Raw genomic sequence first — 15,213 nt, 5'->3', positions numbered from 1 at the left:
TAGCGTCCTCACCGTCGGACCAGTTCCTCTGGCGAGCTCACCAGGCGTGAGGCCTGAAATCACTCTTTTGGGGCTCCCATTCACTGCTCTCAGCACGATGCCCATATGTGTGCCCGAGCGGGTTGCCTACGCAGTAACGACTTCGTCTAGCGCTCGAGAGGAGACCTATCGAACGCCATAGTGAGTGAGCCCGGCAGGACGACATCCGAGTCGCTGTAACTTCTATGGAGAAGGACTATGGACGGTCGTACTTTACTGCGCTGCAGGGGTCAAAACAGTTCAGGATGGAGCGTAATTCAGAGAGGCTATTCGGAATTATCCGCACAAGAGGTATCAGCCGCATTGAGGATGATCAACGATGAATTCTCGCGAGAATTGTTCTGCTACGTCTGGTGGCCGGATAGCGCATTCCACAACAGACGAGACATAGAACGAATGTTGTTGCGGCAAGTTCTGGACCAATGCAAGGTGCGTGCGATTCAGGCTTTAACTACCCAGCTGACTCATGACATAGCGGAGCTCGAGCTGACCGCGTTCAGGCATCGCTCGCAAAGCCCGGCAAGTAGCCTTACTGCCTATCGAAGCGCGATGGAAGAGGCTAAAGAACAACGATGGCCCTCTCCTAGTTCAGTCTATCAACGCCTTACTCGTGGCGTGTTGGGCGAATTGAGTACCGCGGTGATTTGCTCGATATGTCAGGGCGCCGGGTATCAGCTTGTTCATGAACGTTCCGGGCCCTGTCAAAAGTGCCAGGGCAGTGGTCGTCGCCCTTGTTCAGATTTGGCTCGCGCTCAGACCCTGGGGATTACTTGGCATGCCTATGCCAAGGCATGGAAAGCCCCGTTCGAATGGGCATTGAAGCTATGTGAACAGGCGATCCAACTGGCCAGTGATGTCCTGTGTCGCAATCTCGGCATCGCAGGTGAACGGCACAATACGGCGAAAGTCTTGAGCTAATGCGCTGGCACTGAATGCTCCCCCCTGCCACATCGAGTCGAGCCATCGCTGGTTCTCGTTCTACAGCTCCCTGGACCGAGCAATCAGCGACGACTCAATCCCGGTGAATCTGTTGCACCACTTGTTGAATGCCGCTGAACTGACCCGGTGTCTGTAGCAGTGTTCTGGTGCCAGTGTCTGGGCCTCGCCCTCCCCCTTGAGTACCGCGGTGATTCAGCGCCCGACAATACGCGACTCTGCAAGTCAAACGGTAAGAAAGTCCCCCCGCCGAGCCAAAGGCTTTCCCAACTTGTTCGCCACGTCGACATCCCGGCGCACTGTTTTGCTGTGTTGGCGCCGACGTCGATGTCTGCGGTTGAGGATACGAGAGCAGTGGAAACGTCGTTGGTACTAGCGAGGTTCCAAACGCTCAAACTAGCCTCCTGATCGTCGGACCAAATCTTCTGGCGAGCTCAATACCGCCCCGCGGTATGCCACTGGCTCCAGGTGAAGGGAAAAGGCGGCTGGAAGTCGATAGCAACGGAGCTGATGCTACAGCTGGCTATCGGCATGACACCACGCCGAGAGGTTCGCAGTGCAATGTCTCAATTGCGAGGAGAGAACACGGACCATGAGCGCTTCCATCGAAACACTGCCGGCGACCAACGACCAATGGCAATTGAAGGTCCTCCCCTTTATGACGCGAGCCATTGCTGTGATGGGGCTTCTGTTCTTTCTGAGTAGCTTTGTCCAGATACACCTGATGCGCGTCGAGCTGCAAACTCCCCCTGAAGTCGAGGAAGCATCGGCGTCCCTTGAGGACTTGGAAAGCACAGCCAAGGCCGAGCTGATGCGATGGAACGCCCTGGTGACTCTCGAGCGTGCAACGCTTCGAGCAAGAGAGCAGGCCACCAACGCGGTGATTCTGCGTCAGGCCTCGTTGCTGAACCTCGGTTTTTTGACCGGAATGGTGCTGTGTCTGGTCGGTGCGGTCTTCGTACTGGGTCGGTTACAAGAGCCAGCCACGTCCTTGAGTGGAGAAACGCAGCAATTGAAGGTAGCGCTGAACACGTCCTCTCCCGGTATCGTTCTGGTTGTGCTGGGAACAGGACTGATCTGCGCCACGCTCTTCCATCACTATCAGTTCAACCTGCCCGACAAGACCGTGTACCTGCCTCCGGCCCAATACACACTGTCCATACCCTCGGGCACCCCACAGACCTCAACCGCCCTCCATCTGCCAGTTGCCACTGCGCCGAGGGAATCTACCGGCAACAGCACGAGTTCACCTGCACCACTACCTTAGAGGAAACAAGCATGAGTCTAATTATCTCGGATCAGGCATGGGCCGCATCGGCAAAAAATCTTGGCGTGGAAGTCGCATGCCTGCAGGCCGTCGCCAGCGTTGAGTCGGCTGGCACCGGCTTCCTTCCACCGCCGTCCAATGAACCGAAGGTGCTCTTCGAGGGGCACATCTTTCACCGACTTACGAGCGGGCACTTCGATGCCACTGCTCCCGACCTGAGTTATCCGCACTGGGACAAGTCCAAGTATGCCGGTTCGCTGGAAGGAGAATGGGCCAGGCTTAATGCCGCTATGGCCCTGGACCACGACGCTGCTTTGGAGTCCGCCAGTTGGGGGACGTTCCAGCTAATGGGCTTCAACTATCCCGCCTGCGGCTTTTCGACAGTGCACGACTTCGCCGAAGCACATCGTGCGGGAGCAGATGAACAGCTGGCGGCATTCGTGCAGTTTATCGATCGACCTCCGTTCCGCGACGCGTTGAGGAGGAAGGACTGGGCCGTTTTTGCAGCTGCCTACAACGGACCCGATTACGCAAAGAATCAATATGACATACGGCTGGCCACTGCTTATTCGCACCACTGCGGATAAGTGACCGCTGTGTACTGGGGCTCAGACGGCTGCACGCCTTCGCATTATTAGTGCATTGGACATGAGCTTCTTCAACGACCGCTGAACGGTGTTCGTCGAGGACCGCATCAATTACGCGGAAAGAGAGTTGTAACGGGTGGGCACGGTAAGTACACCCCCAGAAGTAGACGTACGGATCATGGTAGTCAGGCTCTGTGGTTGAAGGTGATGTAACACTTTGATCTTCTTGCCTGCACGCTAGATTGCCGAAGAAATATTATTTAACCATCAACTATTAATCACCATTGATTAAAAGAGGGATCTTTTATGCCTATTATCTACAAAGCAACCAAAGATATACTGCGGGCAGTCAACTACGGAATTGCGCTGGGTACAAATGACAAAGGCTGGTCCGACATCGCCGTTGACTTTCTCGGCAATGTAACAGGTGACGCCGTTAGTGCCGGAATCAACCAACTCGACCCTAAACAAGAGTTATACTGGTCGCCTTATGCGGATATACCTGGCATTGGGAATGTATATTCACTCCCCTCGCTCGTAGTTAACGGAACTACGATGTACAGCTTCTTCCAGGGACAATCGCTGTATGACTCAGACGCTGGTGTTGGCGGCTACCCTTATTATACCGCGAGGCAGTATGGGACTCTCAGTGCGGATCAGCTCTGCGCAATGACCAGTCCTCCACCGAGTCAACCGTCTACCGCCATCTCGGCCGTGATGTTCGGTGGTAATGTCTACGCATTCTATGGCGGCGAACCGGGAAGCCAGGGGCAAACCGGACTTATTTACTACAGCATCTTTAGCAGTCAAACATGGTCTTGGTCTCAGCCCACGCAAATCCCCAAAGTCAACGTTCCTATGGTTTGTCAAAGTGGTTCCATGATGGGGGGTACCTGGGGTGTATATCCTGTTGTCTTCACTCCGCCCGGAGAGCAAGACCCTCAACTGTACCTGTTTTATGCGAAGACTGGCACGAATTCTGCCGTCTATTCGTCAAGCTTAGAAATTGGCTGCGTTACAACGTCAGATGGACAGACATGGACTGATCTCGCCCCCAATGGTATTGGCCCAACCATTGGGACTGGACAGCTCTCGCCAGTTGTTTACTCTACGCCTGGGTCTGACACAGAGCAGATACTTCTTTTCTATGTGGATGAGAATAGTGAGCAGCCAAGCTACATTGCTTACCCCGACTCGGCAGGAGGGTTTAGCTCTCCTGTAACAGTTCCGATTCTCTCAACTAACGGATCAACTATTAGTGTATTCTCTTCCAGCGCCGTCGTTCATACCCCGCCGGGTGCATCCGATCCACTCCTCTATGTATTCTATCAAAGCTACGCACCAGCAGGATATCAAGGCTTCTCTACTTGCTACATATCCTTCGATGGGACTTCCTGGAGCTCACCGTCGACATTGCCAAATGGCAACACCGTGGATGATAGATACGGTTCAACCCTAGCGATATTTCCGCCCGAATCATTCAATAACAGCATGGCATCTACATCGGATATCTATTTCACTTCCATAATTAATGGATTGAACAACGTCTATCCAACCGGCAACATTCCCAATGAGTCTGCCCTCCTAGGGTCATTGGCGGCATATGTATCATCCATGAGTGACAATACAGGTACTTCGCAAGCTACTCCACTCGGAGCTGGGAGCGATGGCAACGTTGTCGGACCAGGCGGGGCGTTTCTGCTTGCAGTTGACCTACCGGGTTTTTCAGCACCACAACCCTGGCTCTTCTATTCTTCGTTTGACTCCAACTGGACCGGTGTTACGTCAGCATTTCAGTATGCGGTATACGAAAATGGGCAGTGGATTCCGGGGGCTACGCTGCCTGCCGTCGTAGAGCCGGGAAATGAATTTCCCTCCGTCACCGGTTCGCCCGCTGTACTCCCAATTATGGAAAGTACTGGCTCGATTGGTATCGTAGCGGTGAACACGGCGAAGGGAATTTTTGCGAGCAACGGCGGACCAACACAATGGTCCTTTACCAACTCGTCGCTCCCAATTTCTGGCACCACAGCCACTGGATCGCCGGCTTTGGCCTACTTCAATGGCTTGGTCTATCTGTTCTATCAGGACACCGCCAGCGGCAAGCTCTATTGCACTACATCTACTCCGAACGTAACCACTTATAGTGATGCTCTGGGTTGGTGCACACCGTATGCAGTGAACGGCGCGCAACTAACTGGGTCTCCCACGGCCACGGTGTATAACAACGACCTGTATGTGTTCTATCAAGGGGAAGGCAGTTCCGGAACGCTTTTCTACTCTTGGCTTTCCGGTTCGACTGGAGCGTGGTCAACATCGACTCAGATCGTCCCGGAGGGAGTGACCTCCTCGGCCATCATTTCTGGAACGCCATCGGCATGCGCATGCACCGACTCATCCGGTAACAACCAATTGTTCGTGTTCTACGGCGGTATTGATTCCGGTAGTGGCGTGCCGCTGATGTACTGTCGCTTAGGTTCCGACGGAACGTCCTGGACGCAGGCGGCCGTGTCCGGCGTCTTCATCACCGATTCACCTTCCAGCTACTGGCTACAGAGCTCCGGGAAACTGAATATCTTCTTCCAATTAGCGTCAAGCCCGGGAGTACTTGCCTATATCGTTCATGATATAAGCAGTTCGTCTTGGTCCCCGGTTGGCACCACAACGGTCCAGACCATCGATGGCTGGGCAAACGCCATGATGTACTACAACTCTTTCAGCAGCGTCTCGTATCTCTATATCTACCACAACAATAGTGGCGCCAACGCTGGGCAGATAGGCTATTGCACATGTATGCCCATGAGCACGTCGCAAGGATGCCTAATAGCGGACCCTTTCTCCATGGATCAAACCACTTCCGATGGCGGCGTTGATAATGTCTACTATCCGGCGATGACGGGTGCTCCAAGCGCAACGATTGCTAACGGCAACATCTATGTTTTCTATAACAGCTCATACTTGGAAAGCTCTCCTAAACTAAACTACACCTTTGGGGCTCTGGCCTACATGCAGATCCCATTGCCAACTGCTGATACTCAAAACGTTGAACTTGGCACTCCAGCAATCGCAGCAGTGGGCTATAACGCTGGGGATTCTTATGGGGACTCTTATGGGGACGTCTATGGGAACAATTCCGGTTTCCTCAACGGTGCTGCAAGCTTTATATCCATGGCCAACTCCCCGGCTTCAGTCACGTTTAATGGTACGCCCTATGTATTTTTCAATACAGGCAACGGGGCGATCAACTATTTCACAAATATAGCGACTGGTAGTGCGCAAAACATTCCTGGCGCTTCATCTGTGTCGAGCGACTGCTCGCCGGCAATTGTGACGGTTAATGGCGTATTGTACCTATTCTGGGTAGATTCCGGCAGTAACGACACCGGCACACTACAATGCAGCTACTCATCCGACGGTGCAACATGGGGGCAAATTGAGACCAGTCCAAACCTGAGAGTGACGACCAAGGGGGTTCTAGCCAGCGTCGCAAATGGACAAATCTATTTGATGTATCAGCAAGACGGGACTACTTACTACGATATCTTCCCCGAGGTTACTACACAGACCGCGGGGACAGTTTCTAAAACGCTTGCGCCCGCCACCCAGATCAGTCGTATGAACTGCAGTACAGGACCGTCGGTCGTAGCCTTTGACAACAACCTGTGGTGTGTAACCCAAGGCGTAGAGGCCTCCAACTATTCACCCTTCAAGGGCTGGGAAGTCACCGCCGATAACCAACTGTTCTTCAGTCGCACCTTCGATGTAAAATGCTGGAGTTGGAATACCATAATCGCAGAAGCGGCTGCTGCCAGTGTTTCCCCCTCATCGTCAGTGCTGCCGATTGCGGCGACATTCCCCTCTTCCGACTCCTCGGGCGACGATTTGCTTTACGTCTTCTGGCCCGCTGCCACAGGCGGTTACATCCAATACACAACCACCGATGGCACATACGCTACCCCCTCTTCAACCAGTAGCGTTTATGGTTTGCAATGGTTGAGCCCCAGTCAAATTAGTAGCGATATCTGCACTAATGACAACGTGGCTGTCGTTGCTATGCCGCCCCTCGATTCTGCAAGCGATCCTAACCAGCTATATGTCTTCTGGCAGGGTTCGAATCACTCGGGCTTGTTATATTACGCATCGATGAGCCCTTCAGGCAGTTGGAGCAGCGTCAAGGAGGTTGTCCCAAAGGGAAGCAACACCGATGGGTTCATGTCGCTATCCCCATCTGCCGTTTCCTTTGCATCCGGGAGTGGGACAGCTCAACCGTATATTTTCTATCAAGCCGCAGGAAGCTCCGGAGCTATCGGTGGCGACGCAGTCGCGTTGCAATATTGCACCTATGCCAACAGCACGTGGACTCAGTACACCGTGCCGAATATTTCAACGACGATCATCAGCGAGTGGGATGGTATCCAAATGGCTGATCCCCAGACGATTAATGGTATCGATCCTGGAACCCCGCCCCGAGCTATTGTTTTCAATGGCACGCTGTATGTGTTCTACATAACCAAAACGGGTGGATACACCCGCGACAGCAGCGGAAAGGGAGCCCCGTATACCAACTTCCCAGTTTCCTTCAGTACGTACGATGGCACGACTTGGTCTGGCCTCAATACTATCGGCTCGACGGCAACCTTCCAGACGCAGACTAATGGTGTTGTTCCTAACTTTGTTGCCCAGTTCGTCTACCCCGTCGAGTTCAATGGAGTGCTCTACGTGTTCTTCATGAGCAGCCCTTCCTGGGGATCGACGCCGAGCGTGAATCCACCTGGCGTGATCTACTACACCTCGACATCAGATGGATCGAACTGGTCCTCCCCGCAGCCAACGACCAATGTTGTGTATGTACCTGCTACTACTACGACGATCCAATCCTCAACGGGCACCGAAATAAACGACACCCTAGCAGCCGTCAATGGAGCATTGGCTTTCGTCGGACTGCCCACCACAGAAGATATCCGCAATATGGCGATCGAAGCGGCTGGCCAGGCTGCGGCAAATGCTCCCGCCAAGGCCCTCGCCAGTCCCATTACTGGTGAGATTTTGAACTTCGTTCTTATGGATTAACGCTGGTATTACTGCTGCATGACGGGTGATGACTGGTTGTGCAGCAGTTAATAATTATTCCAACAATTTAAGAGGCGGATAAGTGGCCTCTGCGTACTTGGGTAAGCGGGCGGGTGCGTGAGTACGGCCTGCAAGTAGGCGTACGGATCATGGCCGGCCGAGCAGGCCATTCAGAACATCGGTCAACTGTACGAGGTAGGGCTAGTTATATTCTTGGCTGATGCTGAAATATTCATTCAGCTAAACAAGGAGGTCTTTATGATTCGCTATAGAGCAGCATGATCCATTTATTGGAAATCAATCCAGAAGGCAGATTGTTGCCGCTGACCGAAAACTGACCAAGATTCGCCCGTTGTGCTGACTGAAAACTGACCCAGGTGTTCCACTGCACCTGCTCAATTGTTGAGCAGGAGAACACAGGGTGATCAGCATGGAAATGATGGGCAAAATTCGGCGGATGTATTTCCGTGACAAGCTGTCGTTGCATGAGATAGCCAAGCGTACCGGACTGTCGCGCCACACCATCCGAAAATGGGTCAGAGCGCCGGAGTCCAAGCAGCCGGTTTATCAGCGTCAAGCCGTGTTCAACAAACTCAGTCCCTTTCACGATCTTCTGGATCAGGCGCTGCGGGCTGATGCCTTGAGGGCGAAGCAACATCGCCGCAGTGTCAAGGCGGTACGGGCATTTGTGCCGTTGGCGTTCGCGTTGGGCGAGGCCTTCCAGTTCGATTGGAGCGAGGAAGGCCTGCTGATTGGCGGTGTTTTCCGACGTGTCCAGGTCGCGCACATGAAGCTATGTGCCAGCCGAGCTTTCTGGCTCGTGGCCTATCCCAGCCAAGGGCATGAAATGCTGTTCGATGCCCATACCCGCTCATTCGCCGCCTTGGGCGGCGTGCCGCCTCGCGGCATCTACGACAACATGAAAACGGCGGTCGATAAGGGTAAATCCTACGTCTCGGTTACCCTCGATCTTCTCGATCACGGTCTGACCACGGTTCGGCTGTTCATGGAGAATGATCGGCTCAAGGCCAATTTTTTCAAGGAGTCGAGCTACGGATTCTCTCGCCCCTTCATCATGTTCTTTCGTGCCATGGCCTACGCGTTCCTTGGTAGCGGTAGGCCATTATTGCCGATTCGGACTATCTGTTCATCCTTCAGACTGCGGGTTGCTTCTGCTTGGATGCGAGACAGTTTTTAATATTTTCCAGAACTGGAAAGCGGCCCAGGTGGTAGGGTGAGACAGACTTTAAAACTCAATCCACCACGCTACAGGTCCCAAGATTCGTGCCGATGTGAGACAGACTTTAATGTCTACGATCACAAAGCAGCCCCCACTTCCCGGATCAGATCTGCATCGCCATCCCGTCCACATTCATCGCTGCCTGGCGCAAGGCCTCGGAGCGGGTCGGGTGGGGATGGCAGGTGAGGGCGATGTCTTCTGCCGAGGCCGAGAACTCCATGGCCACGCAGAACTCACCGATCATCTCGCTGACACTTGGACCCACCAGGTGCACACCCAGCACTTCATCGGTTTCGGCATCGGCGATGACCTTGGCGAAGCCTTCAGTCTCGTGGTTGATCTTGGCGCGGCTGTTGGCAGTGAAGGGGAACTTGCCGACTTTATAGGCACGCCCTTCGGCCTTGAGTTGCTCTTCGGTCTTGCCGACGGTGGCCAGCTCCGGGCGGGTGTAGATCACGCCAGGGATAAGGTTGTAGTTGACCTCGTGGGGCTTGCCGGCGATGCGTTCGATGCAGGCCACCGCTTCGTCTTCGGCTTTGTGCGCCAGCATCGGGCCGGAGGTGACGTCGCCAATCACCCAGATACCCGGCACGGAAGTGCGGTGGTGGTCGTTGCCGAGCATGCCGCGCTTGTCGGTTTCCAGGCCCACGCTTTCCAGGTTCAGCCCTTTGGTATATGGGCGGCGGCCAATGGCGACCAGTACGTAGTCGGCCTGTAGCGTTTCTGCACTGCCGCCGGCGGCCGGCTCCAGAGTCAGGCTCACGCCATCGGCGCTGGCGCTGGCCTGGGTCACCTTGCTGCCCAGCTTGAACACCATGCCTTGCTTGGCCAAGGCCTTCTGCAGGGTCTTGGCGGTTTCTTCGTCGGTGCCCGGGCAGATGCGGTCGAGGTATTCGATGACGGTGACCTGGCTACCCAGGCGACGCCATACCGAACCCAGCTCGAGGCCGATCACGCCGGCGCCGATGACGATCAGGTGCTTGGGCACCTGTGGCAGCGACAGGGCGCCGGTCGAGTCGATGATGCGCTGGTTGTCGATGGTCACGCCCGGCAGGGGGGTAGGCTCGGATCCGGTGGCAATGACGATGTCCTTGGCCTGCAGTGCGGTTTCGCTGCCGTCCTCAGCCTTGACCACGACCTTGCCGACGCCATCCAGGCGGCCCCAGCCCTTGATCCAGTCCACTTTGTTCTTGCGGAACAGGTACTCGATGCCTTTGGTCAGGCCGGTCACGCTCTCGTCCTTCTGTTTCATCATCTGGGCGAGGTTGAGGGTAGGTTTGACTTCGATACCGAGGTGGGCGAACTCGCCACCACTGGCGGCTTCGTACAACTCGGAAGCATGCAGCAGCGCTTTGGAGGGCATGCAGCCCACGTTCAGGCAGGTGCCGCCCAAGGTCGAGCGGCCTTCTACACAGGCTACGCTCAGGCCCAGCTGGCCGGCACGAATGGCTGCGTTGTAGCCGCCAGGGCCACCGCCGATGATCACCACGTCATAGGATTTCATGGGTTCAACTCCAGGATGAAGAAGCGCGAGAGGGGCACAAGGTTAAGCTGAGATGCAAATATTGTATACAATCTGCTGCATGGATAAGATCAGTTGGTTCTAGACCATGGTCTCGTTTAGAGGAAACATCCCACGAATGAACTACTCTGATCCGGCGACGTTCGAAATATCAGGCGTCGTGGCCAAATACGGACAGGAGGGTCGTTCATGCTTGCGCAACTTCCACCGGCATTGCAGAGCCTGCATCTGCCGCTGCGGCTGAAACTGTGGGACGGTAACCAGTTCGATCTGGGGCCTAGCCCGCAGGTCACCATCCTGGTCAAGGAGCCGCAGTTGATCAGCCAGTTGAGCCACCCGAGCATGGACCAGCTGGGCACGGCATTCGTCGAAGGCAAGCTGGAGCTGGAAGGCGATATTGGTGAAGCCATCCGCGTATGCGATGAGCTGAGCGAAGCGCTACTGACCGATGAGGACGACACCCCACCGCAGCGGCGGGCCCATGACAAGAGCACCGACGCCAAAGCCATTTCCTACCATTACGATGTTTCCAACGCGTTCTATCAGCTCTGGCTGGATCAGGACATGGCCTACTCGTGCGCCTACTTCCGCGAGCCGGACAACACCCTGGATCAGGCACAGCAGGACAAGTTCGATCATCTGTGCCGCAAACTGCGGCTGGACGCCGGCGACTACCTGCTCGACGTAGGTTGTGGCTGGGGTGGCCTGGCGCGTTTCGCTGCTCGCGAATATGGCGCCAAGGTGTTTGGTATCACCTTGAGCAAGGAGCAGCTCAAGCTCGGCCGCGAGCGCGTCAAGGCAGAGGGGTTGGCCGACAGGATCGACTTGCAGATTCTCGACTACCGCGACCTGCCTCAGGATGGCCGCTTCGACAAGGTTGTCAGCGTTGGCATGTTCGAGCATGTCGGGCATGCCAACCTGGCGCTGTATAGCCAGAAGTTGTTCGGTGCCGTGAGGGAAGGGGGCCTGGTGATGAACCACGGCATCACCGCCAAGCATGTCGATGGCCGCCCGGTCGGGCGTGGCGCTGGCGACTTCATCGACCGCTATGTATTCCCCCATGGCGAGCTGCCGCACCTGTCGATGATCAGTGCCAGCATCTGTGAAGCGGGGCTGGAGGTGGTCGACGTGGAAAGCCTGCGTTTGCACTACGCCAAGACCTTGCACCACTGGAGCGAAAACCTGGAGAACCAGTTGCACAAGGCGGCGGCACTGGTACCCGAGAAGACCTTGCGCATCTGGCGCCTGTACCTGGCCGGGTGTGCCTATGCCTTCCAGAAGGGCTGGATCAACCTGCACCAGATACTGGCCGTGAAGCCCTACGCCGATGGTCATCATGACCTGCCCTGGACGCGCGAAGATCTGTATCGCTGAATTGCTACAAAGCAAACAAGCGCGACACCATACCCTGTGGGAGCGGGTTTGCCCGAGAATGCGTCGGTACAGCCACTGACGTCTTCGCGGGTAAACCCGCTCCCACAAGGTCCGAGAAAGCCAGCGAGGGGCGCCACGCATCAGAGGATAGGCGAAATCAGCCGCGCAATCCGCATCCCCAGTTGCTGCAGCCGATGGGTATCGCGGCTGTCCTCCGCAGTAATTTCCCGTGCCTGTTCAAAGTCATTGATCAGCATGTTCTCGACCTGGTCGGCGAAGCCGCGGTCGACCGTCAGCAGGGTGATCTCGAAGTTCAGGCGGAACGAGCGGTTGTCCAGGTTGGCACTGCCGATCGCGCTGACATCGTCATCCACCAGCACCACCTTTTGATGCAGGAAGCCCGGTTGGTAGCGGAACATGCGTACACCCGCACGTACCGCTTCGAAGGCGAACAGGCTGGAGGCGGCATAGACGATACGATGGTCTGGGCGTGACGGGATCAGCACACGAACATCGACCCCACGCAGTACCGCCAGGCGCAACGCGGCGAACACCGCTTCGTCGGGGATGAAGTACGGGCTGGTGATCCACACGCGCCGGGTGGCTGAATGGATCGCCTCAAGGAAGAACAGCGAGCAGGTTTCCTGTGGGTCGGCCGGGCCGCTGGCCAAGGCCTGGCATAGCACGCCGTTATCCGGGTAGGCGTCCGGCAGGATCAGCGGCGGTAGCTGGCGCGTGGCCCAGTACCAGTCCTCGGCGAACGACTCCTGCAGGCAGGCTAGCACCGGCCCGCTGATCTGCACATGGGTGTCACGCCAGGGTGAGAGCTGCGGGTGGCCACCGAGGTACTCATCGCCCACGTTGTGCCCGCCGATGAAGCCGAGCAGGCCATCTACCACCACGATCTTGCGGTGGTTGCGGAAGTTCACCTGGAAGCGGTTGAACCAGCCACGACGGGTAGCGAAGGCATGGATCTGTACACCACCGTCACGCAGCAGCTGGCTGTAGCTGGCCGGCAAGGCATGGCTGCCGACGCGGTCGTACAGCACGAACACCTGAACCCCCTCGGCGGCCTTGCGCAGCAGCAGTTGCTGCAGCGCTTTGCCAAGGCCGTCGTCATGGATGATGAAGAATTGTACCAGCACCACGTCGCGGGCTTTTTCGATGGCAGTGAAGATGGCATCGAATGTCGCCTTGCCATTGATCAGGAGCTTCACCTGGTTGTTGGCCAGGCAGGGCATGCGCCCGAGCTTGGGCAGGGCGCGCAGGGCCGCATAGCTTTCCGACTCGCGGGCGGTGAGGGCTTCTTCTACCCAAGGCCGCCAGTTGAGGTTGGCCATGGCCACGTGCATTTCCTGGTTGGCCTGACGCCGGGCCTTGATGTAGGCATAGAACGAGCGGGCACCGAAGATCAGGTAAGGGATCAGCGTGAGGTAGGGGATGAAGAACAACGGCATGGCCCAGGCGATTGCGCCCTGGGCAGTACGCACGGTGAACAGTGCGTGCAGGGCGGCGACGATACCCAGCAGGTGAACCAGGCCGAGTAGATAACCGAAGAAGTAGGGGCTGTGGTAGTCCATATGCATCCTGCTTGCCGAGTACACTTGGGTAACAGAACACGTTCCCGGTCCGCCTTGCAACCTGCAGGTGGATTTGGCGTCTAAGGCTCAGCCCGGCCCGCTTGGCCGGCTTTTTTCCAGGAGCGTTCGTCCATGAAGATTCGTCTGCCACTGTTGGCGTTGGCCCTAGGTGTGAGCAGCCCGCTGGTGCATGCCCAGATGCTGCAGCCAGGCTTGTGGGAGCTGACCACCAGCAACATGCAGGTCGATGGCAAGCCGTTACCCGATATGGAGTTCATGCTCGGCCAGTTGAAGAACCTGCCGCCGGAGCAGCGTGCGATGATGGAAGGGGTGCTGGCCAAACAGGGGGTGACTGTTGGGGGTAAGGGGGTGCGCTCGTGCCTGACGCCAGAACAGGTGGCAACCAACGATATCCCGCTGCAGGACCCGAAGTCAGGTTGTACCCAGAAAATCACCGACCGCACCGGCAATGTGTGGAAGTTCCAGTTCAGCTGCCCCAAAGCACAGGGTAGTGGCCAAGCGACTTTCCTCAGTGACCGGGAATTCACCACACAGGTCAATGGCACGTTCAATGCTTCGGGTGTGCAGCAGCAAGGCAGCATGAACACCCGTGCCGTATGGCTGGGTAATGACTGCGGTTCGGTCAAGCCGCGCAGCTGACATCCCATTGCCACTGGCTGGTGGCGACAGCGTCGTGGGCATGCAGGCTTTCTGCATGTTCCACGCGCAGCTTGAAGGCCGTGCTCCATTCTATTTGCCGTAGCGCCTTATGCAGGCGTCGTGCGGCGTCTTCGCAGAACATCAGGTTCTGGCCGTTGGCCAAGGCAAACGCTTGTTCGTCTGCGCGCTTCACTGCGGTCTGTACCGCTGTCCCCAGGCTGGCTTCTACGCGGTCGATCAGTTCGGTGATTGGCAGTACCTGCTGATTGTTGCGCAGCCTTACCTGGATTTGCGCGCTACTACGTTGGCTATGGGGCGTCGCTACGATGCCTTCGGCGCTGCCCAGCCACTGCAGCACTGCAGGTTTGTCGACCTGCTCAGCGCTGAAATGCATCTGGAACTGCTGCTGAATCAACTGCCTTGCAAGTGCCGCCGAGCACGGGCAGGTCGAAGAGTAAGGTACGGAAACGGATAGTTCCACGTGGAACATTTCATTTTCGATCCTTGCATCGACGGTGACGGCATAGCTTTTCCAACCCTCCAGCGGGCTGATCAAGGCAGGCCTTTTCAGCAGATGCTCGAAGCGCAGACGCAGATAGGCCGCGGAAGAAAGGCCTGCGTGGCTGCTGAGGAAGTCAGCCAGCAGCTGGCGGATGGCGAGCGGGGTCAGGGGCTGGTGCTCCAAGGTCTCCAGGGCAAGATAAAGCCGCGACATATGGATACCGCGTGAGCTGCCGTCTACCAGGTTAACGCCGGCATCGACAGTGGCAGCCGCTGTGCGCCCTTCGAACTGCACAAGTTGGGCGATCCCGCACATACCCACCCAGTTCAAAGGCAAGGCATATTCCTGGGTTTGTGCGGCAATGTCGGGGAGCTTGAGCTGGGTCATCTGGCATTCCAAACAGAAGGGAGTCATTTTTTCACCCCGGTGGGCACTC

9 protein-coding genes and 1 pseudogene are annotated in these 15,213 nt (G+C 56.4%); 7 read left to right on the top strand and 3 right to left on the bottom strand.

Going from position 1 to position 15,213, the window contains the following annotated elements:
* The first annotated feature begins 237 nt into the window (after positions 1–237).
* The 5 genes and pseudogenes from FQ664_RS00385 to FQ664_RS00365 all read left to right on the top strand — a co-directional run.
* On the top strand, positions 238–957 hold the full coding sequence (locus tag FQ664_RS00385) for a hypothetical protein (RefSeq protein WP_144169966.1): 720 nt from the start codon (positions 238–240) through the stop codon (positions 955–957).
* 610 nt (positions 958–1,567) lie between these two features.
* The gene (locus FQ664_RS00380) at positions 1,568–2,242 is read left to right on the top strand and encodes a hypothetical protein (protein ID WP_144169965.1); all 675 of its coding nucleotides are present in this window, start codon (positions 1,568–1,570) and stop codon (positions 2,240–2,242) included.
* An 11-nt stretch (positions 2,243–2,253) separates the two neighbouring features.
* Positions 2,254–2,829, top strand: a complete 576-nt coding sequence (locus FQ664_RS00375) for an N-acetylmuramidase family protein (RefSeq protein ID WP_144169964.1) — start codon at positions 2,254–2,256, stop codon at positions 2,827–2,829.
* A 306-nt stretch (positions 2,830–3,135) separates the two neighbouring features.
* Positions 3,136–7,899, top strand: coding sequence for a hypothetical protein (locus FQ664_RS00370; protein ID WP_144169963.1), 4,764 nt, complete (start codon positions 3,136–3,138; stop codon positions 7,897–7,899).
* Between the two features lie 430 nt (positions 7,900–8,329).
* Positions 8,330–8,839: pseudogene (locus FQ664_RS00365) on the top strand (IS21 family transposase); the annotation flags it as partial.
* 403 nt (positions 8,840–9,242) lie between these two features.
* Here FQ664_RS00365 and lpdA read toward each other — a convergent pair.
* Complete coding sequence (gene lpdA / locus FQ664_RS00355) at positions 9,243–10,643, bottom strand: dihydrolipoyl dehydrogenase (RefSeq protein ID WP_144169962.1); 1,401 nt, start codon at positions 10,641–10,643, stop codon at positions 9,243–9,245.
* A gap of 207 nt (positions 10,644–10,850) precedes the next feature.
* Between lpdA and cfaB the strand changes: the two genes are divergently transcribed.
* Positions 10,851–12,035 carry a C17 cyclopropane fatty acid synthase CfaB gene (cfaB, locus tag FQ664_RS00350; protein ID WP_144169961.1) on the top strand — a complete coding sequence of 395 codons (1,185 nt, stop codon included), beginning with the start codon at positions 10,851–10,853 and terminating at the stop codon, positions 12,033–12,035.
* Between the two features lie 140 nt (positions 12,036–12,175).
* Here the strand turns inward: cfaB and cls are convergent, their stop codons facing one another.
* Entirely contained in the window at positions 12,176–13,615 is a 1,440-nt protein-coding gene (gene cls, locus FQ664_RS00345; protein WP_144169960.1) for a cardiolipin synthase, read from the bottom strand.
* 132 nt (positions 13,616–13,747) lie between these two features.
* Between cls and FQ664_RS00340 the strand changes: the two genes are divergently transcribed.
* Positions 13,748–14,275: a DUF3617 domain-containing protein gene (locus FQ664_RS00340; RefSeq protein ID WP_015272374.1), complete on the top strand. Its 528-nt coding sequence runs from the start codon at positions 13,748–13,750 to the stop codon at positions 14,273–14,275.
* Here FQ664_RS00340 and folE2 read toward each other — a convergent pair.
* Positions 14,259–15,164, bottom strand: coding sequence for a GTP cyclohydrolase FolE2 (folE2, locus tag FQ664_RS00335; protein WP_144169959.1), 906 nt, complete (start codon positions 15,162–15,164; stop codon positions 14,259–14,261). The two genes, FQ664_RS00340 and folE2, sit on opposite strands and share 17 nt — an antisense overlap.
* Positions 15,165–15,213 lie beyond the last annotated feature (49 nt).

The organism is Pseudomonas persica (assembly GCF_900291015.1).
In the GTDB taxonomy this organism is placed as follows: domain Bacteria; phylum Pseudomonadota; class Gammaproteobacteria; order Pseudomonadales; family Pseudomonadaceae; genus Aquipseudomonas.
This window is presented reverse-complemented; position numbering and strand designations above follow the sequence as displayed.

What these genes read in the sequence shown, in the direction of transcription:
- FQ664_RS00370 (WP_144169963.1), top strand. Translation starts at nt 3,136, where the DNA reads ATGCCTATTATCTACAAAGCAACCAAAGATATACTGCGGGCAGTCAAC.
- cfaB (WP_144169961.1), top strand. Translation starts at nt 10,851, where the DNA reads ATGCTTGCGCAACTTCCACCGGCATTGCAGAGCCTGCATCTGCCGCTG.
- FQ664_RS00375 (WP_144169964.1), top strand. Translation starts at nt 2,254, where the DNA reads ATGAGTCTAATTATCTCGGATCAGGCATGGGCCGCATCGGCAAAAAAT.
- lpdA (WP_144169962.1), bottom strand. Translation starts at nt 10,643, where the DNA reads ATGAAATCCTATGACGTGGTGATCATCGGCGGTGGCCCTGGCGGCTAC.
- FQ664_RS00340 (WP_015272374.1), top strand. Translation starts at nt 13,748, where the DNA reads ATGAAGATTCGTCTGCCACTGTTGGCGTTGGCCCTAGGTGTGAGCAGC.
- FQ664_RS00385 (WP_144169966.1), top strand. Translation starts at nt 238, where the DNA reads ATGGACGGTCGTACTTTACTGCGCTGCAGGGGTCAAAACAGTTCAGGA.
- folE2 (WP_144169959.1), bottom strand. Translation starts at nt 15,164, where the DNA reads ATGACCCAGCTCAAGCTCCCCGACATTGCCGCACAAACCCAGGAATAT.
- cls (WP_144169960.1), bottom strand. Translation starts at nt 13,615, where the DNA reads ATGGACTACCACAGCCCCTACTTCTTCGGTTATCTACTCGGCCTGGTT.
- FQ664_RS00380 (WP_144169965.1), top strand. Translation starts at nt 1,568, where the DNA reads ATGAGCGCTTCCATCGAAACACTGCCGGCGACCAACGACCAATGGCAA.